The sequence below is a fragment of the Lujinxingia sediminis genome, assembly GCF_004005565.1.
GTDB lineage: Bacteria > Myxococcota_A > Bradymonadia > Bradymonadales > Bradymonadaceae > Lujinxingia > Lujinxingia sediminis.
Genome location: NZ_SADD01000011.1, coordinates 37365 through 60904 on the forward strand (window position 1 = coordinate 37365; position 23540 = coordinate 60904).

The 23540-nt window shown below is 62.9% G+C and carries 21 protein-coding genes; 12 read left to right on the top strand and 9 right to left on the bottom strand.

Features of this window, described 5'->3' with window-relative positions; translation table 11 throughout:
* Positions 1-261 precede the first annotated feature (261 nt).
* Positions 262-1419: a coiled-coil domain-containing protein gene (locus tag EA187_RS15270; protein WP_206524398.1), complete on the bottom strand. Its 1158-nt coding sequence runs from the start codon at positions 1417-1419 to the stop codon at positions 262-264.
* Positions 1420-1632: 213 nt separating this feature from the next.
* On the opposite strand from EA187_RS15270, the gene EA187_RS15275 reads away from it, so the two are divergent.
* Together EA187_RS15275 and EA187_RS15280 are read left to right on the top strand one after the other, a co-directional pair.
* Positions 1633-4344: a CpXC domain-containing protein gene (locus EA187_RS15275; RefSeq protein WP_164856309.1), complete on the top strand. Its 2712-nt coding sequence runs from the start codon at positions 1633-1635 to the stop codon at positions 4342-4344.
* A 112-nt stretch (positions 4345-4456) separates the two neighbouring features.
* Positions 4457-5197: a metallophosphoesterase family protein gene (locus EA187_RS15280; protein WP_115603626.1), complete on the top strand. Its 741-nt coding sequence runs from the start codon at positions 4457-4459 to the stop codon at positions 5195-5197.
* Between the two features lie 33 nt (positions 5198-5230).
* Here EA187_RS15280 and EA187_RS15285 read toward each other — a convergent pair whose 3' ends face one another.
* A complete protein-coding gene (locus EA187_RS15285; protein ID WP_164856310.1) occupies positions 5231-7627 on the bottom strand; it encodes an outer membrane protein assembly factor BamB family protein in 2397 nt (798 codons plus the stop codon).
* Positions 7624-8094 carry a hypothetical protein gene (locus EA187_RS15290; RefSeq protein WP_115603628.1) on the bottom strand — a complete coding sequence of 157 codons (471 nt, stop codon included), beginning with the start codon at positions 8092-8094 and terminating at the stop codon, positions 7624-7626. Before EA187_RS15290 ends, EA187_RS15285 begins: the two co-directional genes overlap by 4 nt.
* A 275-nt stretch (positions 8095-8369) precedes the next feature.
* On the opposite strand from EA187_RS15290, the gene EA187_RS15295 reads away from it, so the two are divergent.
* From EA187_RS15295 to EA187_RS15315, 5 genes are all read left to right on the top strand, one after another.
* A complete protein-coding gene (locus EA187_RS15295; protein ID WP_115603629.1) occupies positions 8370-8789 on the top strand; it encodes a hypothetical protein in 420 nt (139 codons plus the stop codon).
* A 17-nt stretch (positions 8790-8806) separates the two neighbouring features.
* Entirely contained in the window at positions 8807-9283 is a 477-nt protein-coding gene (locus EA187_RS15300; RefSeq protein WP_115603630.1) for a tetratricopeptide repeat protein, read from the top strand.
* A 159-nt stretch (positions 9284-9442) separates the two neighbouring features.
* The gene (locus EA187_RS15305; protein WP_127780817.1) at positions 9443-9907 is read left to right on the top strand and encodes a hypothetical protein; all 465 of its coding nucleotides are present in this window, start codon (positions 9443-9445) and stop codon (positions 9905-9907) included.
* Between the two features lie 173 nt (positions 9908-10080).
* Positions 10081-10374 carry a hypothetical protein gene (locus EA187_RS15310; RefSeq protein ID WP_115603632.1) on the top strand — a complete coding sequence of 98 codons (294 nt, stop codon included), beginning with the start codon at positions 10081-10083 and terminating at the stop codon, positions 10372-10374.
* A 56-nt stretch (positions 10375-10430) separates the two neighbouring features.
* Positions 10431-11612, top strand: a complete 1182-nt coding sequence (locus tag EA187_RS15315) for a GAF domain-containing protein (RefSeq protein WP_127780818.1) — start codon at positions 10431-10433, stop codon at positions 11610-11612.
* A 109-nt stretch (positions 11613-11721) separates the two neighbouring features.
* Here the strand turns inward: EA187_RS15315 and EA187_RS15320 are convergent, their stop codons facing one another.
* Positions 11722-12057, bottom strand: a complete 336-nt coding sequence (locus tag EA187_RS15320) for a hypothetical protein (RefSeq protein WP_115603634.1) — start codon at positions 12055-12057, stop codon at positions 11722-11724.
* A gap of 220 nt (positions 12058-12277) precedes the next feature.
* Here EA187_RS15320 and EA187_RS15325 point away from each other — a divergent pair, with 220 nt between their 5' ends.
* Positions 12278-14179: an AMP-binding protein gene (locus tag EA187_RS15325; protein ID WP_164856311.1), complete on the top strand. Its 1902-nt coding sequence runs from the start codon at positions 12278-12280 to the stop codon at positions 14177-14179.
* Positions 14180-14235: 56 nt separating this feature from the next.
* Here the strand turns inward: EA187_RS15325 and EA187_RS15330 are convergent, their stop codons facing one another.
* The 3 genes from EA187_RS15330 to EA187_RS15340 all read right to left on the bottom strand — a co-directional run bounded on the left by EA187_RS15330 (position 14236) and on the right by EA187_RS15340 (position 16762).
* On the bottom strand, positions 14236-14490 hold the full coding sequence (locus EA187_RS15330) for a hypothetical protein (RefSeq protein WP_127780820.1): 255 nt from the start codon (positions 14488-14490) through the stop codon (positions 14236-14238).
* Between the two features lie 92 nt (positions 14491-14582).
* Positions 14583-15521 (bottom strand): hypothetical protein, encoded by a 939-nt coding sequence (locus tag EA187_RS15335; protein ID WP_127780821.1) that lies wholly within the window; start codon positions 15519-15521, stop codon positions 14583-14585.
* A gap of 218 nt (positions 15522-15739) precedes the next feature.
* On the bottom strand, positions 15740-16762 hold the full coding sequence (locus EA187_RS15340) for a hypothetical protein (RefSeq protein WP_127780822.1): 1023 nt from the start codon (positions 16760-16762) through the stop codon (positions 15740-15742).
* A 249-nt stretch (positions 16763-17011) separates the two neighbouring features.
* On the opposite strand from EA187_RS15340, the gene EA187_RS15345 reads away from it, so the two are divergent.
* A complete protein-coding gene (locus EA187_RS15345) occupies positions 17012-17860 on the top strand; it encodes an outer membrane protein assembly factor BamD (RefSeq protein WP_164856312.1) in 849 nt (282 codons plus the stop codon).
* Positions 17861-18073: 213 nt separating this feature from the next.
* On the opposite strand, the gene rpsI is transcribed toward EA187_RS15345, so the two are convergent.
* Both rpsI and rplM read right to left on the bottom strand, forming a co-directional pair.
* On the bottom strand, positions 18074-18469 hold the full coding sequence (gene rpsI, locus EA187_RS15350; protein WP_115603640.1) for a 30S ribosomal protein S9: 396 nt from the start codon (positions 18467-18469) through the stop codon (positions 18074-18076).
* A 49-nt stretch (positions 18470-18518) separates the two neighbouring features.
* The gene (gene rplM / locus EA187_RS15355; protein ID WP_115603641.1) at positions 18519-18947 is read right to left on the bottom strand and encodes a 50S ribosomal protein L13; all 429 of its coding nucleotides are present in this window, start codon (positions 18945-18947) and stop codon (positions 18519-18521) included.
* 392 nt (positions 18948-19339) lie between these two features.
* On the opposite strand from rplM, the gene EA187_RS15360 reads away from it, so the two are divergent.
* From EA187_RS15360 to EA187_RS15370, 3 genes are read left to right on the top strand one after another with little or no spacing between them, the layout of a single operon-like run.
* Positions 19340-20539, top strand: coding sequence for a hypothetical protein (locus EA187_RS15360; RefSeq protein ID WP_127780824.1), 1200 nt, complete (start codon positions 19340-19342; stop codon positions 20537-20539).
* Entirely contained in the window at positions 20536-21768 is a 1233-nt protein-coding gene (locus EA187_RS15365; protein WP_127780825.1) for a hypothetical protein, read from the top strand. Before EA187_RS15360 ends, EA187_RS15365 begins: the two co-directional genes overlap by 4 nt.
* 42 nt (positions 21769-21810) lie before the next feature.
* Positions 21811-23436, top strand: a complete 1626-nt coding sequence (locus EA187_RS15370; RefSeq protein ID WP_127780826.1) for a VWA domain-containing protein — start codon at positions 21811-21813, stop codon at positions 23434-23436.
* Positions 23437-23540 lie beyond the last annotated feature (104 nt).

The window sequence follows — 23540 nt, forward strand, 5'->3', positions numbered from 1 at the left end:
GCTCCATTGATCGGTTTTGAAAGATATCGCAGACGGGGCGCAATATAAGTGCCGCCCGGGGTGCAGGCAACCGATACTACGGCGTGCTCAGAAGTTGATGTCGATGGATGCGAATATGAGAACGACTCGGGGAAGGCGCAAGGCGTAAGACGATTTAGCATCGTCAAAGCATGCCAACGCAGACAGGGGGGGCCTCAACGCAGCAGATACGGCATCTGCGATAGCTTAGAGCGTCATCATGGCAGGCCCGAGGGCGGTGGCCTAGCGCCAGGCGTCTTCGGCTTCTTCGCGAAGTTGGCGCGCGCGCTCGCGCAATTCTTCGACCTGGACCTCCAGGCGCTCACGCTCCCGACGAAGCGCGCGCACGCTTCGCTCGGTCTGGCCTTCGCTCAGCGTGGGTGCGCGCTGATCGATCTCTTGCGGGTCGACGAGGCTTTCAATGAGCACACGCTCGGTGGAGGGCTCAAAGCCGTTGTCGGGCGCGGGTTCCGGCGTGGGGTCGGAGCCCGTACCGTCGAAGTCACCGCCTCCCATGCCGGGGTCTCCCTCGGACGGGTCAAAGTCACCCTCGGGTGCTCCGGGCTGCAACTCCGGGTCGGAGGCGTCGTCTACGGCGGGCATCCCCTCGGTGCCATCGCCGCCGGGCCTCTCATCCGGGGCGACCTCGCGCTCCTGGCGGGCGATGGCGCGGGCGCGGTCGTTTTCTTCAAAGAAACGCTCCCGCGTGGAGAAGTCGCGGGCGCGCCGCATCAGATCGCGGGAGCGTTCCAGCTCGCTGAGGCGAGCCTCAACGGTGGTGAGGCGCTCGCGGAGCTGAGCTTCGGTATCTTCGAGTTCGTCGGCAACGGCGAGCAGATCGCGGGGGTGCCCTCCCTGGACCAGCCGGGCATCGGCCAGCACGCGTTCCACGCGCTCGGGGTCGACGCCGGGGGCCACCTCGCGTACCTGGGATTGCATGCGGCTGAGCGCGTTGAGCTCCTCGATCAGCGCGAGCTGTTCGGCACCGGAGCTACGCGCGACGCTCTGCTCCAACTCGACGCGGCGCGCCGAGAGGGCGTTGAGAAGCTGCTGGCGCGCGCGCTCCAACTCCGCCTGTTGTGTCAGAAGTGCGATCTGGCGCTCGCGCACCCCTTCGACAAGCGCATGGCTTTGGCGCAGCGCTTCTTCGAGTTGACGTCGGCTGGCCTGTCCTTCTGCCTCCTGAGCTTTCAACTTTTCGAGGTGCGCTACAGATTTCTGATACTCCGCCAGCGCGCCCTCTAATCTCTGACGGGCGTCTTCCACCGAGCTCTGACTGCGCTCCCAGCCCTGCTGCGCGTCGGGCAGAGCTTGCGCCATCGCCGCACCAGACCACAACATCAGGGCCGCAACGCTCGCCAGGGCGAGTCGCAGAAGTCTATGTGAAAGTGCGGTGCGCATGGTTTCTCGTCGGGGCAGGTGACGCATCGTCACGTCGTTCCCCTCACAGGTAGAGCAAAGATCGATCCAACATGATGAAGTTGCAGACGAGGATGAGGATGCCCGCCGATGATCTCAAGGCTTGAAGGTCGCTAAAATCCCATGGTATGCAGCACAACCGGTCACGAACCTCTTTCTTTTTACGCGTTTGACGCACTCTGGCGAGGCACGTCCATGGAATATCACGACGGCGCTCAGGCGCCTTATCAAGGCCACCTGGGACGCACGGCACAGACCTCGGTACTTATCAGCAGCGCCGCCGGGCCGGTCTTCCCGGCAAGCGTGTATACCGGGATCAACATTCAGACGCACCCGGAGCTTCGTCAACGCCTGATCGACGGGACGCTCAACGTGGTGGAATGCCCCTTTGATGATGGGCGTATCTACGATCTGGCGATCTCGGTGATTTATCACGATGAGAAACGCCGCCTCTTTGTGCTGGTGATCCCCGAGACGCTGCGTCACGAGGAATTTAAACGGCGCAGCGCGCTGCTTGAGGAACTCGCGCGCGAGCGTGAGGTGTTGCCGAACTACGTGCGTAACTTCCACACGATCTTTGAGCCCTCGCGCCTCATTGCGCTGGAAGAGGCCGCCGACCGTGCTGCAGAAGCCGGCCAGCCGCAAGCGCCGACGCCTCAAGACAGCTCGGAGGTGGGTGAGGCTACCGTGATCACGACGACCGCTCCGTCAGGCCCCTCCGAGGCCGAAGAAGCGCTCCAGGCTGAGCTCGAAACCCTCAAATCCGAACTCGCCGGCCAGCGGGAGAGCCTCAACGAGGCCCGCGCCGAGTTGGAGCGTGCGCAGCGCGCGTTGGAGAACTCTCAGAGCGGCGTCCAGGAAGAGCAGGAGGCGATTGCCCGCGATCGTCAGCAACTCAATGAGGTTGCCTCCCGCGTTGAGCGCGCCAGCGCCCGCGTTCAGGACACGCGCACTCGCCTCGAAGAGGAGCGTACGCGCCTCGAAGAAGAGCGCGCGATGCTCGAAGAAGCCCGCCGTGCCCTGCAAGTTCAGGAACTCAACCTGGAGCAGGAGCGGCTACGCCTTGAGCAGGGAGCCCAGAGCTCCAACGCCGAAGAGGCCACCCAGGTCGTGACCGACGACCAGTTCATTGAGGTGATGAATCCTTCCGTCGCGCCCACGCCTCCCGGTGCAGCCTCGCTGCGCGATACCGGCTCGGAGCCCGCCCGTCGCCCGGAGCCCGCGCGTCATCAACTCGTGCGGGCTACTCCGGCTGAGCTCCCCGGGAACTTCGATGCGGCTGCCGACGGTGAGTTGGTGTTTGTCCGCGAAACCTCCGATCTGGTGCAGGTGGGCTATTCGCTCAGTGACGAGCGCGTTGCTACCTATGAAGACGCCGCCGAAGTTCGCTTCTTCTTTCAACTTCATGACGTCGATGGCGTACCGGTGATGGCGCTGACGCTGGCGGCTTTTGACGCGTCCGGCGAGCTTCTGGATGCGGTTGGTGCGCCTCTTGCTGATGGTGGCGATACCGAGCGCGCCATCCTCGACACCCTGGCGCGCGATCAACACGTCAGCCTCGTGATCTATGGGGAGCAGGGAAGCCCGGCGATCTCCTGGGAGGGCGGGGCGCCCATCGCCGCGAACATCGCCTGGGCCCGAGAGCGTGCCCGCGCCTGGCGCGACGCTTTCAACGGCGACGACTCCGAAGCGCGCGCCGCCATTGCGCTCGGTGAGGTCGAACTCGTCGGGCAGATGCGCCACCCCTTTGTCGACGGGCGCTTCTCGCGTATCGACAGCGCCTCGGAGGCGATGCTCGCTGCGGGGGTTGTTGGCTACTGGTCGCGCTCCGAGCAGGTGGCCTACCTCGTTGGTAACCGCGCCTTTCCTCTCTCGCTCTTCCGCGAGATTCAGAAACGCGTCGCCCGTCAGGCCCTTCACTGGGGCATCGCGCTGGGCGATGAGCTCCAGCAGGTGGCCATCGATGAGTCCATCATCACCGATCGCATCAGTCTGACGCAGCGCCTGCTGGCGAGCTTCGCCGAACTCTGCGTCGGCGTGCGACCCAACGACCTCGACCCCATCCAGCAGTGGGAGAACTGGGATGCGCTCATCCAACTTGCACAGAGCCACGGCGTGACGCCGGAGCCCGACGTGCTGGAGCTGGCCGAACTGAGTCTCAAGCGCGCTCAGGACTACGAGGACATGCTCGACGCTGAAGACGAGAGCCTGGAGGCTGAAGCCATCGACCTCGATGATGATGAGATCCTGGAGATCGTCGAAGAGTCGGAGGTCGACCAGGTGATCATCGAACATACCGTTCCGGCCAGCGGTACGACCTACATTCTGGTCGACACCGCGCGTATTGAAGATCTGCCGGTGATGGAGAAGGCCAGGCGCGGAGATTTGCAGGCGCGCCTTGGCGATCCGGCCGGGCGCCTGGAGGTTGCCCAGGTGCTTGTCGAGCGCTTCTCTCCCCACGCCTTGAGCGACGTGCTCGAAGCGAGCGAGAATATGAGCAGCGTTGAACGAGACGCACTGGCGCGCTTTATGGAGGCGCGCGCCGAGCGTCTCACCGCTCACCTGAGTAACTTGCTGCCTACTGCCGGTGCTGCCGCAACCCTCATTATTGCGCGCACCCTGGTTAAGGCCGGGCACACCGACGCCATCAATGCCCTGCTCAAAGCGCTGGGCGATGAGCACCAATGCGGCAACCCTGCGGAACTGGCCAGCGCGCTGGCTGGTTTTGGTGACGCGCTGGTTGACCCGCTCTCGCGGGCGATTAAGTCGAGTCCGGAGGATGAGCACCTCGCGCTTGCGCTCGCTCACCTCGAAGCAGCTCGCCCCGGCACGCTCGACGCACTCTCCAGCGATCGCAGTAAACATCTGCGTCGTGCTGCAAAACGCGCCCGTCAGTTTGCCGGCTAACCCCCGATCACTCCCTCGTTTACTTCCCGGCGCCCCGGCTCCATAGTGGGGGGACCTCCGCGCCCCCTCACTGAGGCGCCCCGCTCAATCATCAGCCAGACGCGGTCCACGCATGCTCATCGGAATCTTCAGCGACGTTCACGCCAACATCGACGCCCTCAAGCCGGTCGTAGAGGCTTACAAGGCCCACGAGCCGCCCATCGATACGTTCGTCTGTCTGGGCGATGTCGTGGGTTACGGCGCTGAGCCCAATGCCTGCTGTGAGGTCGTGCGCGATCTGGCCGAGGTCACCATCCTGGGCAACCACGACGCGGCGGTTTGCGGGCGCATGAACTACGCCTACTACTACGACGCGGCGCGCAATGCCCTGGACTGGCACGCTAACAAGCTCGAAGAGACGCACCACGAGTGGCTGCGCACGCTGCCCTACCGTGAAGACTGGGATAACCTGTGCTTCTGCCACGGCTCGCCGATCAACAAAGAAGACTTCGAGTACGTCTTCAACCTTCAGCAGGCCAACCAGCTTATCGAGCATTGGGACGAACTCAACGAGATCACCTTCATCGGTCACTCGCACTTGACCAAGTCCTTTAGCCTGCACCCGGAAGACGGTGCGGTGGAGGTCTTTGGTCCCACGATAACCTTTGAAGAAGGGCGCAAGTACATCGTCACCGTCGGCAGCGTGGGCCAGCCCCGCGATAACGACAACCGCGCCTGCTACGGCGTCTACGACACCGAAGCGCGTACCTTCACCTTCCACCGCGTGGAGTACGATATCCGTGAAGCCGCCCGGAAGATCTTCGAGTCGGAACTCTCCAGCGACTTCGCCAAGCGTCTCTTCTTCGGCATCTGACGCCCCGAACGCCGGTGGTGCTGCTGAGGGGGATTAGCCCCCGCCGCCCTCAAGCACCGCCATAAAGTGGTCCACGCTCCAGGCGGCAAGCACGTCCTCTTCGCCCTGTTCGGTGGCCTGTTCACCGAGAATGAGCTGAAAGGGGGCCGAGAGAAGGGCCTGCTCCGGGCTTTCCATGGCTTCAAAGGTGTGAAGACGCCGCCCACTGTGCAGATCGCGCACCATGATGTCTTCGCCCACGCTGATCAGCGAATCCCCGATCGTGAAGAGATCGAGGTTGCCGTAGAGCAACAACGTCTCGCGAGCGGGCGTCGCCTGCCAGCGAATCGCCCCGTCGTCCACCCGGAAGCAGGTCGTCTCGCCACGGTCGGTGCGCACAACTCCGTGCCATTGCCCCCCCAGATCGACGGCGACAGCCGGTGTCGGCTCATAGAGCCCGGCGCTGAGCAGGTCGATGCGCCAGCTGACCTGAGGCTGCACCGCCTCCAGGGCAATGCCACATAGAGAGACCTGCCCGTGGCGCTCCACCGGCACGACCATCCACTGATCGATAAAACTCGGTGCCCCGCAGACCCACCCCGCCAGGCGTATCTGCCAGACCGAGCGTCCGGTAAAGGGGTAGCAGGCGTGCACCGTGGAGCCGCGATGGTGGGTATCATGGGTCACTGCATAGTAGCGTCCCTGGTGGACCATCACTCCCTTCTCGGAGTGCCCGCCAATACGCACCCGCCAGAGCACCTGCCCCTGACTCGGGCTCAGCGCGATCAGATGCCCCTCGGTGGTGCGCGCGCAGATCAGGGGACCGTCAAAGATCAACGCGCTAAAGCGCGCCGGGCCAACGGCAAAGCGCCAGCGCACCGCCCGGGCATCCAGATCCACACAGGCCATCTTGCCCTGGTCGCTGGCCACCACCAGAAGACCCTCGGCAGGGTAATATGCCACCTCTTTGAGTGCGCCAAAGCCGGTGCCCAGCGCCACACTGCCGGCCGGCGCTCCGCTCGCAGCATCGAGCCAGCGCACCCTTCCCTGACCCTCGGCCACGACCACCCAGGGGCCGGCCGCACGCGCCCGCCCGCGCGCCTCGACTGGCGAGCGAGCCTCACCCCAGAGCCAGCGCTCCTGGCCGCTGCGAGCGTCAAGCATAACCGTGCTGATGGGCGTCGAGAGCAACAATCCGCTCCCCACCAGCCGTGTCGTACTCAGATCCATGCCCGCACGTCGATACTCCCAGCGCGCTCTGGGAAAGAGCGTGTGCACCTGGCTCAGCGGCCAGGCAAACCCGGGTGAAGGTGCGGCCCGGAACTCCTCAGGCTGCATATGCCCCTGGGCCCGAAGATACGCCTCAGGCGCATCGTGGTAGACATCGTTGCCGCAGAGATCGCGATGCCACTGGCGGAGCTTTTGAACCTCGTCGTCGAGATCCACGAAACGCTGATTAAGCTCCAGCCGGGGGTTGAGCTCGATCAAGTCCTGGACAAAGAGTTCGGACAGGGTGAGCATCCGATCCAGACACTCCGTCGGGCTCACCGACCAGCGCTCCCCGGAGATGTCCACCTCCCATCGTGGACCGTCGTCGCGCACCTTCAGGTTGAGGTAGGGAAGCGGCTCGATCAGCTCGAGCCGCTCCTCGCTGCGCGCTTCCAGATGGCTTAAGAGCTGGCGCGCGCGTTCAAGCAGGCTCCCCATCGCCAGAAAGGGGTAGTGCGGCGAGAGTAGAACCGTCGCATCACCGAGCTCGGCGCGAAGCGTGCCGGGGAAGAGCAGCGCATGAAGATCGAAGATCTGCTCGCCATGGTAGCCCCGAAGCCCGGCATCTTCGCTGATCAACTCGTAGCCCAGGGTCAGTCCTTCGGTCGAGGAGGTCGCCGAAGCTCTGTCAGCCAGTGGTTCGCGCGCGATGGGCACCGCCGCCCCGTAGCTCAGCTGACGCCCTCGCTTAAGTACCCCGAGCCACTGGCTGAGCTGGCGCACGTAGCGCTCCGAAGAAAAGCGCTCCGAGATGCCGAAAAGCTCCCGCAGGAGTTCCTCCGCCGCCTCGGTCAACGCGCCCACGAAGGCCGCCGCGTCGATCGGAAGATCGCGGGCGACCACCTGCTTGTCGCGCCCCAGGCTATAGGCGCTCACAAAGAGCTGACGATCGCGCGCCACCAGCACCAGCTCCCAGGGCTCGTGCGGAAACTCCAGGATCACCTTGGTGCGAGTGCCCTGGGAGAGCGCCACCAGCCCCTCCAGCAGTCCGCCTACCACTCCGAAGATCGCCTCTTCGGGGATCGACGCGGTCAGGTTGGTGCCGTCGACCACAATGTCGATGATGTCGCGGATTTCCAGCAGGCTCATCGCACTCTCAGCCGGCCGAAGAGGATCGAGCGCGCTCAGATAGCGCACATCCTCCTTCCAGCCGCGCCCCACGATGATCTCAACCTGGCTCATGGACCCTCGCCATGCACCACCGCCCGCCCGCTGGCGGTGAGCTCGCGCCATAAGGTTTTGCCGACTTCAAAATGGCGCTCCAGCCGCTGCAGATCGCCTTCGTCGATGTAGACGTGGTCGATGCGATCTGCGCTCAGAACCTTGCCGAAGATCGTCTTGGCCAGATCCGGTCGCGCCAGTACCGAGACCTTATGGTAGAGCTCGCTGCACACCACCAGATGAAGGTGATTGTCGGCCATCTCGCGAGAGGGAGCGATGCGTTCCTTGACGCCGTCGGCACGGTAGAGGGGCTGGGTCGTGCTGCGTTTCTTCTCAGAAGGGCCAGCCTGATCGGACTCCAGCGTCTGGGCGAATCGCTGCACGACCACCGAGCGGATCGCCTGGTAGGCGTCTTCGACGTACGCCGCCTCTCCGGTGAGCTCCAGGTCCAGGGAGTGCGCTTTAATTTTCAGGCGGTTTTGGGTCATTGCGGCCTCTCATGATCATCTCGCGTCAGCAGAACAGGGCGATCGCCGGCAGCATTTCGGCCCCCTGATGCGAGCTCGTGCTGCCCGCCGATTATAGGCCGCGGTGGCGACGCACCACAAGGTAGCTCGGATGCCCGGGGCCGTGGTCGAAAAAAAAGTTGGGGTCATCACGCAAGATCGACGCCGAGCTTTCGATAACAGAATCAGGGCGCATCGCTCGCCACTTGCATTGCGGTCACGCCTGGTTAGCTCACGCATCGTTACAGGAGGCTTCTATGTCCGGCATTAACGGGATCGGCTCCCCCCAGAGCCCGCCCATCTCTCAAGACCTCGCCCAGACCGCCAACCCCAACGGTGGACGTTTTCGACAGGTTCTCTCCAAAATGGCCGACGGCGCGCTGGCCGGGGTTGCCGCCGTCGCCCCGATCTTCCCCGGAGGTCAGCTCGTGAGCATGGCCGCCAATGGCCTGCGCGAGCTCAAAGCGACCTCGCCCGGCGGGCTGACTCCCGGAGGGCAGGGCGACCAGCTCGACCGCATGTTTGAGATGCAGAAGCAGAGTCAGGTCTTCAACCTGCAGTACCTGCAACTTCAGACCGAGATGCAGGCCGATAATCGCCGCTTCTCCACCCTCTCCAACCTGATGAAAGTGCGCCACGACACCGCCAAAGCCGCCATCAATAATATGCACGCCTGACCCCCCACGGAGCACCTATGCCTTCGTCTCATTCCCCCGAGAGCGCAACACCGGAAGATGCCCGTCATCGGGCGCACCAGGAGCTGCAGCGCGCCTACCTGCTCATCACCTACGGGCATTGCACCGAGGCCCTGGAGGCCTGTGAGCGCGCCGCTGAGCTGCTTCCGGATCATCCGCTGCCGCTCACGTTAAAAGGTGGGATCCTCATTGCCAGCGGCCAACTTCCCCTTGCCATTCGCACCCTGCAGCAGGTGAAACGCACCCACCGCGATGACATCCTGGCGAGCATCTACATGGCCGAGGCTTGCTTTCTGGCCGGACGCCATCGTCGCGCCTGGCGCGTGCTCGACGAGATCGACCCGGAGGCTCTGGCGCAGAGCCCCCACGCCGAGCTCGCGCTCGCGCTCCGAGAGACCTGGTCGCAGATCCCTCCCGATGAGCTGCCGAAACCCCTGCAGGTCAACCTCGACGATGAGTCCCAGCCCATCGCCTGATGCGTGACCCGGTGCGCTCCGAGCCCTCGCCGCGGAGCGCACCGAAACCGCGGCCTCATCGTTCCGCGCCATGGCTTTTTCATACGCTCAAACGACGAGTTTAATGCGTACGTTTTTCTGCCCGCACGCAGCTACAACCGGGCTTCCGGAGTGATGTGTATGAACATCTCAAACCAGCCACCTTCGATTGACCCGGGGGCCTTCGATGAATTCGAGGCCTCGCTTCAAGACCGGATCGCTGCCGCGATCTCCGGCGCTGCCGCCCCGGAGGGCGGCCCGGCCTCGACCGCCGAGACTGCGATTGATGCCACCGCGTCCACCGTGCCGCTCTCGACTCATCCGACCACCGCCTCGCTCGCAACGTTGGTCGCCGCCGCCATGCGCGACCCCTCCCGCGCCGCCGACCTCCCCAGGCAGAGCCTGGAGATCATCGTCGAGCGTAAGCTCAGCGCTCAGGCCATCCCGACCCTCCCCGGTGCTCGGGAGGCCCTCCTCGACGCCATGAGCAACGACCTTCACGTCCTCTCCGAGCTCACCGACATCATCGTTGACCTCGTCGACCGCCTCGCCAGCGCCGCGCGCCGTGGGCTGGACTGGCCCGCTGCTCCTCCGGACACTCCCTGATTTCATATGTGCTGCGCCGCCCTTTGAGGGCACGTGAACCTGCGGACACCTGCCCCGATTGCGTCTTGCTCGCCGGTGCCCCGCGGCGTTATGTTAGCGGCCTCGCATGATCGCCCCGGTGCGCCCTGGCGTAGCGACGCGATTGGCATATGGCTTCGCGGAGTAATCAGCCTATGAGCGCACAACATCTGGAACCGGCCGCCGAAATCCCCGGCTTTCGCATGGGTCATTGCCCGCAATGCCAGCGCTCCGTGCTGGCCGCACGTGATCTTGAGGGCGATGAGCTCGTCGAGGTCTGCATGCATTGCTCCTGCAACCTCTCGGCCAGCGCCGCTCAGACCCTGCGCTGGGTTGAGGCCCAGGACCTGGTTGAACTGGGGTACTTCGTCGACGGCTTCGAGCCCGAGGACTGCGACTCCCATGGCGGGTGTCGTGATGGTGCCTGTGGCGTACGTCAGCCTGCCTGACACGTTTTGAACGATTCTACGATCTCAGCTTTGATTGTCCCTTTGAGGAGGCGTTGATGCAGTATGAGGTGTTCATCCCGGCGGCCGAGGAAGGTGGCTTCGATGTGACCATTGAGGTCGAGGCCAGCAACTGGACGCAGGCCCTGAAAACCGGCCTGGAGCGCCTCGGCGAGGGCATGGTTCGCAACGTGATGTGCGATATTAAGAGCGACAACTCCATCCACGTCACCGACGCCACCAGCCAGCGGGTCTTCATCATCCGTGAGGTTGAGGCTCAGGCCGGCGCCGAGCCCGAGCCTCCTCAGGCGGCTACCGTCAAGATGGAGCCCCTGGCTCGCCCTGAACCCGCAGCTGAAGTTGAGCCAACACAGGAGCCCGAACCCGAGCCCGAAGTTGAGCCAACACAGGAGCCCGAACCCGAGCCCGAAGTTGAGCCAACACAGGAGCCCGAACCCGAGCCCGAAGTTGAGCCAACACCGGAGCCCGAACCCGAGCCCGAAGTTGAGCCAACACAGGAGCCCGAACCCAAAGCCGAGGCGAAGCCCGAACCCGAGTCCGAGCAGTGGCAATCCGACGACGGCAAAATGCGCATCAGCTCCTCGACCTTCGAGTCGCTGCAACGCGACGATGTGGAGGAGAAGCCCCGTGTCATCAGCGAGTCGCGCCACAAGACCGGCGAGCGCAGCGCGGTGACGATCGGCCGCACCGACGAGAAGGTCGCCGCAAATCTCATTGAGGATGTGTTCCTGGAGATCCAGGCCATCCATGAGAACAACATGGCGCTCGAAGACGTCGTCAACTTCGTGATGGACATGGTCATGGAGAAGCTCAACGCCGAGAGCGGCTCCATTCTCTTCGCCGACGTCAATGGCCGCGAGCTCTACTTTGCCGCCGCCCGCGGTCCCAAAGCTGAAGAGATCATGAGCTTCCGCGTGCCGATGGGCCAGGGCATCGTTGGTTTCTGCGCCCGTGAAGGCGTCAGCCTGGCGATCAGTGACGTCCATCAAGACCCCCGTTTTTACAAAAAGATCTCCGAGTCGCTGGGATACGAAACGACCAGCCTGGCCTGTTCCCCGGTTCAGTTTGAGGGCCGGGTTTACGGCGCGATCGAAGTTATCAACAAGAAAGGTGCCAGCTCGTTTGCCGGCCAGGAGATCAGCGCGATGGCCTACATCGGCCGCCAGCTCGCCGAGTTCATTCACGAGCTGATTATGGCCCGCGAGAAGATCGAAGCCTGAGCTTTTCGCTCGACGCAACACCCAAAAAAGCCGCCGCTCCCATGAGGAGCGGCGGCTTTTTTGTGCGTAGCGTCAGGTGGATGACGCAGGAGAGGGAGGGGCGACCGGATTAGACGCCGGCAAAGGCCATGCTAAATCCCAGCCAGGAGAGCACCAACGCGATGCCCCACTGCAGGAAGACCTGCACCACGCCCACACCCATGCTCTTAAAGAAGCTCGTGTTGTAGGCGCTCATCATGACCAGCAGCCAGATAACTGGCTTGAGCACCCAGCCCAGAATCGGCACCAGCCCCACAAAGAAGAGCAGCACGTTCAAGAAGAGCGAGATTCCGATCGCCTTGGAGAGCGCGTTGGAGGTGTTGCCGTGGCCTACCATCGAGATCGCCACTTTGAGCGCAACGGCCTGAACGATGAAACTTACGAAAAAATAGAGAATGGCTGACATCATAATCCTCGCGACATGTTGGGCGCCCCGCGTGGTGCGTACGCATCTTGAGGAGCGCGCAGCTAAGCTGACCCGCTGAGACGGGCTTCCCCTACCAGCGCAAACATACGCGCCGGGGCGATTTCTTCCAACAACCTGCGCCAGCGTCGACAGCTTCGGGGGCTTCGGGCTACAACCTCGGGGAGGGGCCGGTCAGGGCCCGCGACTTTTGACCTCGATGATGAGCCGCGCAATGGCCCACGACTTCTATGATGATGAGCAGGCGCGCACCCGCGCCTGGCCCTCGCTCTTCGGTCTTCTTCAGACCCGCGCACAGCGCTCGCCGGCGCGCGGCATTTATATGCGTGATGAGCGAGGAGCCCAGGAGTTTCGGACCTATTCTCAACTGCTGGCTGGCGCGCGACGTGTGGGCCATGCCCTCAAGGAGCGGGGCGTCGCCCCGGGAGAGCGCGTTTTGGTCGCGCAGCCTACCTGCTTCGACGCGTTGATAAGTTTTTTTGGGGTCTGCGCGCTGGGTGCCGTGCCCGTGCCGCTGCCCTGGCCGCGGGAGATCGACGCTTTCAAGGGGCTCACAAACCTGATGCGCTGGCGGCGTATCGCGCGCCGCTATGATGCCCGGGTGCTGCTCTGCGCCGACCTCGGAGTCCGTGCCGAGTCTGGCTGGCCAGGGGTCTGGCCCCCGTACCCCCTGGAGCACGTGCTCGACCCCCAGCGCCTGCTCGCCGGTCAGCCGGCTCACGTAGACTTTCAGGCCTTTGAGCCTCAACCCGACGATGTGGCTTATATCCAGTCGACCTCCGGCACCACCGGCGCGCCGCGTGGGGTGATGCTCACTCATGCCGGCCTGCGCACCTCGCTGGAGGCTATTGGCAGACGCATTGAGGCGTCTTCGGAAGATGTGCAGGTCTCCTGGCTTCCTCTCGACAATATCATGGGACTTGTAGGCGCGGTCTTCTTTGCGATGCACTGGGATATTCGCCTTGTGTTGATGCCCCCGGAACGTTTTCTGGATCAGCCCGAAGACTGGTTCTGGGCCATCCACGACCATCGCGCCACGTTAAGCCTGGCGCCGAACTTCGCTTACAACTACTGCGTGCGCCGCTGCCAGAACTCGGCATTAGAGGGGCTGGACCTCTCCAGCTGGCGTATCGCCATGAATGGCTCCGAGCCTGTGCGCGCTCAGCATATGCACCGCTTTCGTGAGCGTTTTAAGGCGTTTGGCCTTCAAAATTGGGCGCAGATGCCCGTCTACGGCATGAGTGAGGCCACACTGGGGATTGCTTTTCATCCCGCCGGCCAGCCTCCACGCATCGACGGCATCAACCGGCGCACACTGGAGTGGGACCGTCGGGCCGAGCCTTTGCCCGAGGCCGGCGCGCCCTCACCCTACGAGCGCATGCACGTCGTCTCGGTCGGTCGCCCCCTCGATCCGGTGGAGATCTGCGTGATCGACGAGCAGGGTAACGAGCTCCCCGAACGCTGCCTTGGCGAGGTGGCCATGAAGGGGCCTACAGTGATGGCGGGCTATGTTGACGCGACCAAACGCGAGGCCTCCGATGTGCAACCCACCCGTCTTCGTGATGGATGGCTGCTCACCGGTGATCTGGGCTACGTGGCCGATGGCGATCTTTTCTATGTCAGCCGCCGCTCCGACTGTATCGAGGCCGCAGGGGGGAAACGATTGATCTTCCCCGAAGAAGTCGAGCTCTTCGTCGACTCGGTCGACGGGGTGCGTTCAGGCAGCACAGCGATCTTTTCTGACCCGGACCATGGTGATGAGGATCGCCTGGTTGTGGCGTTTGAGGTTCAGACAGGCGCCGACGCGGGCGAGCTCGACGATCGCATCAACGCGCTGCTGGCGGCTCACCTCGATGTGCATCCGGTAAGGCTGATGCACCTGCCTCCGCGATCGGTGCCCAAGACCGCGTCGGGCAAGGTGCGCCGTCAGCTCTGCGCCAGGCTCTACGCCGACAACCTGCTCGGCCGCCGGCGCTCCGCCTGGCCCGCTCCGGGCGCGCTGCGCGCAAGCCTGAGAGACCTCTCCGAGGCGCTCTCCGCCAGCGGTGAGTCGGCCTCAGTGCGCCTCAAGGCGCTCTTCGGTGGCGCGTCAAAAGACGAGTAAGTTTCTCACCGCCATTGCGCGGGCCACTGAGACCGAAACATCGCCGGCGCTCTCCCTTAGCGCTCGGCACCCACGCGCGTGCAGACCAGCCCCTCCTCCACACGGCGCACTTCGCAACGCTGCCCCACGCGGCAATCCGCGTCTTCCTCGCATGCGCTGCGACACCCGGAAGGTTCACACACAAGCCCCGGATCGCACTCATAATCGCTGCGACACAGGGGCACCTCCTCCTCGGGGCCACATCCGCCCGTCAGAAGCAGCACGATCGCTGCCAGTGGTGCCGCAAGCTGACGTGCGTTCAAGAGTGCCATCGTCTTCTCCAAACGAAACAGGCCGCCATCGATACGATGGCGGCCTGTTCTCTTACCTCAAGCGTCGAGGTGTCACATCAAAACGATGCGACTTACTCGGCCGCGTCGGAGAAGCGGACGTTGGTGCCAAGCACGCCGGTCATCGCCTCGGCGTTGAGCGGAACCTCATCGCAGTTGGCCGGGCTGGAGACGTTGCTGCCGGCGTCGGTGCAGATGTAGACGTCGTAGTAGTCAGCAGAGGTCTGTGCGGTGGCGTTGCAGGCCGGACCGAACTCACCAACATTGATGGTGTGGCTCTCGTCGAGGGCGATCAGGTTGTCGTTCTCGTCGCGAAACTGCACGTAGAGCGAGCCGCCACAGCCCAGGGCCACAACGGTCTGGTCGGTGAAGTTGGTGGTGATTTCGTTGTCGTTATCGAGACGCACAAACGCTTCATCGGCCGGGCACTGGTCGACAAGGTCAGGGGCCGAGCCGTCGATCACGTCGAAGGTGTTGATGAAGTCGGAGCCTGCGGTGATGTCGTCGCCCACAGCCTCTCCGTAGGCGATCACGCCGGAGTCATCTTTAAGCTCCACGTACATGATCTTGGCACCGGCGGTGGCGTAACCGTAGGTGGTGTCACCGCAGCGGTCGTCGCCTTCCACGTCGGTCACGTCGTTGATGCGCACGGTGTAGTACTCAGCCGGGCCTTCGCCGGGCTCAACGCACTGGCCGCTGACGTCATTACAAACCTGCCCATCGGGGCAATCACCGAAATCGGCGTCGCGGCAGTCATCACCAGGCGCTTCGGCCGCGCGGCAGACCTTGCCTTCGGCGCCACCGGGGCGATCGACGCATTCGTCGGTGCCGGAGCAATCCGCGTTGGTTTCGCAGGTGTCCACGCACACCGTCAGGTCACAGACCTGACCGCCGGTGCAATCGTCGTCGAAGGTGCAGGACTCTTCCGAGTCAATCTCACCACACGCTGCCAGCAGACCCAGGCCGCCGACCGCCACAAAAAACAGTCCCGCTACATTACGCTTGATGTCCATAATCACGTCCTTTTCATGGGGTTTGAGTCGAAGACCTCTTCTTCGGGAGGCCCGATGGCCTCGCGATGAGATGCCTTGCAACCTTCTTGCCACTTCACACCAAATACTTCCAAAAAAACACTTGAGCGATTCCGCGCGGCGCAAGAGTCGTCATGCTAACCTACACGCCACCGGCCGCTCTCGCTGCTACTTTCGGGGCGCTTTATATATGATGAGACTCACAGAGTCACCACAAATTCAGTGAAGCCCTGTTGCGCCTCGACCTCCGGCGCGCCGCAATCGCGTTCGACACTCAGCTGCCCGGGCTCGCCCGAGCAAAGTGCGGCACGGTAACTTCCGGCTGGCAGACTTGAGGGTTGCTCAAGCTCATGGCCCAGCGGGCAGAGGGGGCTCTCGGCGAAGATCTCTACGCTCCAATCCGACCGTGGCAAGATGCGATCGCCGTAGCCGTCGACAAACTCCACCAGCATCCAGCCGCCGGGACCGCCCAGGGAGGTAAAGCGCGCCCGGGCTGCTTCCTTGATGCACATCTCGCTCTCATCCAACGCCACCGGGGCTGGCTGAAGGTAGGCCTCAACGGCGGGCATCTGCGGGGTCTCCACGCGCACGATCCGTCCGTAGGCCTCGGCGCTTCCCTCCGGGCTGCGCGCGATCACCGCGCCGATGCGCACCGGCGCAACTTCTACGGCAATCGGGTCCGTTCCGGCATCGAGCCCCGCGTCTGCGTCGATGCCCGTGTCGGCTCCGGTGTCGCCGTCGGCGTTGGGCTCGGGTTGATTCTGCTCAATCAGCAGGAGAATCGCCGGATTCGCATCGGCATCCTCAAGGGTGGACGCATCTTCATCGACGCTGGCGTCTGCACTGATTCCGGCGTCTTCACCGTCGGTGTCGCTCTCCTCAACTCGGTAGGCACAGCGCCCGTCCAGTCCGCAGAAGACCCGTGTGCTGTTGAGCTCTTCGCGGCATTGCTCATCGCTGGAGCACTGCACATCCGACGGTAGCCGATCATCGATAAGGCAGGCGTCTACAGGCTCGACTTCGCCGCTGCGCTGGTAGCTCAAGCATCGGCGGCCTTCGGAGCATTCGTCGTCGTCAGCGCAGGCATTCACGCATTGAAGATCGATGCAGTACTGCGCCGACTGGCAATCAGCGTCGTAGCGGCAGAGGTTCTCGACAAAGTCGCCGCATCCCCCTGCGGTGAGCACCATGGCTGTCAGAAAAAGTTTGAGCAGCATCTTCATACGTATCCTGCCGGGGAACAGATGGAGTAGAGTTGCACCGGCGATGGGTAAAGCCTCTGGCAATGAGCGCCGGTGCGCTGCACGTGTGTGCCATATATGCAGATCGCAGGCCAGAAGATCAAAGGATTCACTCGGTCTGCGCTTGAGTTTACGATCGGTGGGCAAGCCGCTATGGTCCGCCGGCGACCCGGTGCGGCAGTGGTGCGGCTCCGGCGTCGTGTGATCACTTGAATGATTGGAGCACCGCCCATGTTGCGCCGCATCTTGTCTCAACCGCCCCTGATCGCTCGCCTCCTGGCGTTGGGATTGCTCACGACGGCTCCTCTTGGCTGCGCGAGCGCTCCGGAGCAGCAGCAGGAACTCTCGTACAGCGATCAGGCCGAGGCTTACTTTCAGGCCGGGGAGCAGCGTTTTGAGCGCCGCGACTACCTCGAAGCGATGCGCCTCTATAATACCGTGCGCAATCAGTTTCCCTACAGCCGTTGGGCGGCGCTGGCGCACCTGCGCATCGCCGACGCGTATTTTGAGCAGGATCAGAATGCCTCGGCGGTCGAGCAGTATCGGGCGTTTATTCAGCTCTATCCGCGCCATGAGAGCGTGGAGTACGCCCACTGGCGTATCGCGCTCTCCTTCCATGAGCAGATGCCCTCGGACTTCTTTGTGCTGCCGCCCGCCTACGAGCGTGATTTAAGCTCGACGCGCGACGCTGTGCGCGAGATGCGCATCTTTTTGCAGCGTTACGAAAACTCCGAGTATGCCCCTGAAGCCCGCCGGTTGATGCGTGAGGCCCAGCGGCGTCTGGCCGACTATGAGTTTTACGTCGCGACGTATTACCTGGAGCGCGATAACCCCCGGGCGGCCGCCGGGCGGCTGACCCATTTGCTGCGCAACTTTGCCGGGCTGGGGCTCGACCCGGAAGCGCTCTTCTTGCTGGGCAAAGCCTACCTGCAGCTCGATGAGCCCGGCCGAGCGCTCACCGCCTGGACGGACCTCATTGAGGTGCACCCGCAGCACCCGCGGGCAGCCCAGGCCAGGAAGCTCCTCCAGGAGCGCGGACTTCATCAGGGAGATGATGCGCCGCAAGAGCAGGGCGGCTGAACGACCCATGGTTGCTGCACTTCATACGAAGATCATTGAAAAAAACCGACGCCCCCGGGCGTCGGTTTTTTTGTGTGTGCTCCGGCTCCCCGACGCCAGAGTTGGAGCGGTGGCTCTGCCCACAGATGCCGAGTTCGACGATGCGCCTTAAACGCAACAAGCCCGCCATCTCTGGCGGGCTTGCTGGTTGAAGCAGGGTGAAACATTTGAATCTTAGCGCTTGGAGAACTGGAAGCGCGCACGAGCGCCCTTCTGGCCGTACTTCTTACGCTCTTTGACGCGGGCGTCGCGGGTGAGGAAACCACCGCGCTTGAGGGGCTCGCGCATACCGCCGTCGACCAGCAGCAGGGCGCGGGCAACGCCGAGTTTGATCGCTTCGGCCTGACCGCTCTTGCCGCCGCCCTGGACGGTGCAGAAGAGGTCAAACTTACCCAGAGTCTCGGTGAGCTCCAGGGGCTGACGAAGGATCATCATCAGGGTGTCGCGAGCAAAATACTCGTCGGCGTCCTGACCATTGACGGTGACTTTGCCGGCGCCGGGGCGCAAAAAGACGCGCGCGCTGGCTTTCTTGCGACGACCGATCGCGTGATACTGTTCCGCTTGTGCCATGAGATTCTCTCTCTTTTATGCGTCCACATCCGGGACGCTCACTTTGCAATTAAAGTTCGAGCGCCTGGGGCTGCTGAGCCTGGTGCGGGTGCTCGGCGCCGGCGTAGACTTTCAACTTCTTGATCATCTCGCGGCCAAGCTTCGTCTTGGGAAGCATGCCCTGGACCGCGTAGGTGATGACGTTTTGCGGCTTCTTGTCCAGAAGGTCGCCGGCGGTGATCGACTTAAGACCACCCGGGTAACCCGAGTGACGGTTGTAGACCTTGTCGGTGAGCTTCTTGCCGGTGAAGGCGATCTTGTCGGCATTGACGCAGACGACGAAATCACCGCAATCGACATGCGGGGTGTAGGTGGGCTTGTGCTTGCCGCGCAAGATCGTGGCGATCTTGGCAGCCGCCCGGCCTACCGTCTCCCCTTCCAGGTCGACGACAAACCACTGACGGTTAACTTCCGATTCTTTGGCGCTGAAGGTTTTCATCTCGCTTCCATCCACTTGTCCGGCGTGATGCCAGGAGCCTGTTTATCTCTTCTCGTTTTACGAAAAAACGACGGAAATTCAGTAACGCAACGGGGATCGCGCCGGGCGCGACGGTAGGGAGCGCCGCGTTGGCGGGGCTCCTGAAAGGGGGCTTGATATAGCGCCGGCCCCACAGGGTGTCAAATCGAATGTTGGAAGGGGGCCTGTGCCGCTTCTATTTAGGGGCTTACTCTGGCAACCAGACGCGATTGTCTTTAAAATAGTTGCGACCAGGTGAGGATCTCCACAGCATTTTGTGGCATACTTCCCCAAGGCTACTTCAGCGACAACTTGACCGCCTTATGACGTGAGCTCGATGTGCTCACGGGCTGACCGATACCAGGGTGATGATCATGGCGCGACTCGCGTTTTCTAATCGATGGATTCTGACCGCCTCACTGGCGCTGGCGATCCCGCTGGCGGCATGCGGTGATGATGAGCCGCCCAAAACAATCGATCGCCAGGATACCGGCCCTGACGCCGACGCGGGGCCAGACGCCGATGCGGGGCCTGATGCGGATGGTGGGGATGGTCCCGACGTCGAAGACACAGGCGACGCGGATACGAACGTTGGCGATCTCTGCGAAGACGTCTCGTGCGATGCGGGTGAGATCTGCCTGGAGGGTGAGTGTGTGCCGGAGCCGGAAGAGGGCTTTAGCTGTCTGGCTCCCCACGAGATCGGTGCGCTGGAACGTAATGCCACCACCACGCTGAGTGCCAACCCTGATGGGCAGCCCAATACGCTGAAAACGCGTTGCTCTCGCGCCGATCACGATACCAGTCCCGAGGCGGTTTATAGTTTCGAGGTCACCGAGCCAGCGCGTGTTGTGGCCGAACTCACCGACTTTGGACCGGGGCTTATCATGGAGCTGCGCGAGGATAACTGCTCCGATGCCGAGGCGCCGGGGTGGTGCAGTGAGCCCAACCGCAAAGAGTTTTTTGCCTACCCGGGCACCGAGTATTTCCTGATTGTGGAGGCGCGCCGCGACTTCAGTGTTGGCGAGTTCACCCTGGAGTTGACCACCGAAGAACTCATCTGTGACTCGCCGGGGAGCTACTCCTGCGACGGCGATAATCGGGTGCTCTGTTTTAATGGCGAAGAAGAGCGCCCCTTTGCCTGCGGCACTGGCTGCGACGCTGGAAGCTGCCTGGGCGATACCTGTGGCAACCCCATGGAAGTCACCGCGTCGGCCACGTTCACCGGAGAGTTTCTGGCCTTTGGCGGCGAGTACAATCTGGAAGACTCTCCGAGCTGCTCGACCTCGGGTAGTGTCGGCCCGAGCACCTCGGGCCAGGAACTTATCTTCGCGTTTCCCGGCCTGAGCGCGGGCCAGGTGGTTACGGTCGACGCTTCGGCCGATGAGGCACCTTCCGTCATTGGCTTTATGAGCGCCTGCGAGGCGACGCCGACGTGTGTGGCTGCCACCGATACCGCTGAAAGCCTTGCGTTTACGGTCCCCGCAGATGGCGATTATTTCGCCATCGTGGACAGCCTCACCCCGCGTCAGGGTGACTACAGCGTGGCGATCGACATCAGTGAGGTCGGGCAGTGATGCGTTCTTCTTTTCATAGCGCAGCATCGCTTCGGCGCACGCTTACGCTCCTGGCTGCGCTCGCCATCAGCGTGGCCTGCTCCTCGGAGCCCGACGGCCCGGATCGCACCATCGACATCGTGGATGATGTCGGTGCTGGCGAAGACGCAGGTGACCTCGACAGCGGTCAGCCTGACGCCGACGTCTCCGAGCCTGGCGATGTTGATGATGATGTTGAGGGGCCGGACGCCGACGCCTCGATGCCGGATGCGGACGCCGACGACCCCGAGGTTGACGAGCCCGATGCCGAAGACCCGGACGCGTCGGATGCCGAGGAGCCCGATACGGACGAGCCTGACGTTGAGCTTCCTCCGACCGAGTGCGACGCAGCGACCATTGACCTCGGTGTGTTGGAGGCTGGCGCGAATGTCGTCGAACTTGGCCCCGGTCTTGATGCGGTCGCCGGTATCAACGCGTGCGATAGCGTTGCCCAGAGTAGCTCGGTGATTGTTCGCTTTGAGCTGCCCGCGGATGGCGTGCTGAGCTTCGACGGAGAGGCCATAGCCGTCAGTCTTCTTCAGCAGCCCTGTTCTGGAGTTGGTGGGTTTTGCGCCAGTGAGATTGGGGCGCTGAATGTCATCGCCGGGGTTCCGTTCTACGCGGCCGTGGCTCGTCCGGATGTAGAGACACAGCTCGACGTGGTCTACAGCCCGCATCAGGCCTGTGAGCCCGTTGGGCAAATGACCTGTGTGGATGCCAGCCAGCTCGAAGCCTGCACCACCGGCTTTGCCTCCATTCAGGTGCCCATCTGGGTGACGTCAGAGTGTCCGGCGGGATGTGAGAATGACGCCTGTGTGGGCAACTCCTGCGACAACCCGATCGTCGTCGAAGAGAGTATTTCGCTTCAGATTCGAGGAGAGGCGCTTTCCAATACCTTCGATAATTTCGGCGCACCGAATTGCGTCTGGGATACGCCCTCGGAGGGACGCGAACTGGTATTTCAGGTCGAGAATGTCCAGGTCGGAGAGACCATCGCGGTGGAGATCGACGATCCGCTGAATTTCTACCGCGTCTCCATTCTGTCTTCCTGTGCGCAAAGTGCCGAGTGCCTGGCCAGTGATGTGCCCGGGGCGGTGATGGAGTTCGAGGCGTCGGAGGCTGGCACGTATTTCGTAGTTATCGACTCCGATTTGGATATTCCTGCAGCCCCCGAGATCCGCGTTGAGGTGCTCGCCTCATCCGACATTTAAGCTACCGTGCATCTATCTAGGCGCGGCGATAAGGAGCATACGATGAGTTTCGGTCTCAAAAGAGCGCAAACGTGGTTGGCCACCGGCGGCAGCATGGCAGTAGGACTGGCTGTCTTGTTTGCGTCTCCTCAGGTTCATGCATGGAATTTCGATGAAACCTGCAGCCCTACAGAGGTCACCGAGGTCACGGTCACCCGGCCCGGGGCTCTTTTTATGCTCGATCGCTCCGGGTCGATGAAGTGGGGGACGACCTACTGTTATCATAATGGTAGCTATGGTCCTCACTGTGCCCCCTCGCGCTGGAATGTGGCCAAAGGGGCAATCACTCAGGTGCTGGATGCGATGACCTCGTCGACGGCGCCAGATGAGGTGCAGTTCGGCATCGGGTACTTCCCCCGAACCTACATCCATCACCAGGTAGGCGAAGATCGTCGCAACGCGATCGTGTATTCGATGAACAATACCGCGCCTGACGGCGGTACGCCGACCGATGCCGCCATCGACGCCCTCCGGCAGAGCTGGAGTTTGAATCAGACTGACTTTCCGGCGGCCGGGGTGCTGATCACCGATGGTGCTCCTAACGATCGGGACGACGCGTTGGAGTCCGCATGTGACCTGCGCGCTGCGGGCAAGTCCATGTTCGTGGTCGGCCTGGGGGGGGGGACCGACCAGCCCTTCAATAACAAGCTCGCGGCCGCCGCCGGCAAAGGCTGCTGTGGCTCGAGCGCGAACGCGGCCTGCTCGAATGGCATCGGGACTGATCCCTGTGTGAATAGCGGAGTCGATAAGAACACCTGTTTCGGCGCATACCAGGCCAACGACCAGACCGAGTTTCGAAACGCGCTCTTAAGCATCGCTGCGGAGATCGCCTGCACCTTCCCCATCGACTTCTCCCAGTACAGCAGCAACTCGGCGCCGGAGAATCCGGCGGCGGTTCTGGTGCGTATGAACACTGCTTCCGGACAGATCAACATTCCGCATCGCGATGCCAATGGCGGTCAGGGCTGGTTCTACAACTCGGAGAACCGCGAAGAAGTTACCCTGACACAGACCTACTGCGATCAGGTCCGCACCCCGGGTGAGGTCGACAGTGTGGAGACGCAGCTGGCCTGTGATTGTCAGCAGCCGCAGGGCGCGGAGTGTGAGGTCGCCAACGCGCCCTTCGGTGTCTGTCCGCTGGGCACCTGGATCTGCGACGAGGGTTACGATGTGTGTGAGCCCTATGCTGCGGATAACTGTCCGGTGCCCTGCTTCGGTTTCCCGGAAGGGCTGGAGTGTCACACCGATAACGAATTCCCCTTCACCGAAGGGCCCAACACGCTCGATGGGGAGCGCAACCGCTGCAAGATCGGTGTGACGGTCTGCAACGACGACGTGCCCACCTGTGAGCCGATTTATCAGGCGATGCCTGAGTTGTGCGACGGGCTGGACAACGATTGCGACGGGGAGATCGACAACCTCTCAACGAGCTGGAGCAAGCCTGAATTCTCCAGCCTCTCGTTAGGAGGCGCGAACTCTGGAGCGGCGTGCATGGAGCGCGATGTGTGTGTCTGCCCCGGCGGAACCGGGGAGCACACCGGGGCTGGTGCGAATCAGAGCACCGAGTTCCAGAGCTTTGTGAGCGGCTGGGATCCGGTCTGCACCTGCTCGGAGGGGATTGGCTTCTAAGGCCGAGCTGACCGTCCCGGGACGACTCCGTCAGGCGTCGCCCTGGATGCGGTCGGGGGCTTTGGTTCACGACGTTTACCGCTCCCCCTTCGCTCCGGATGGCG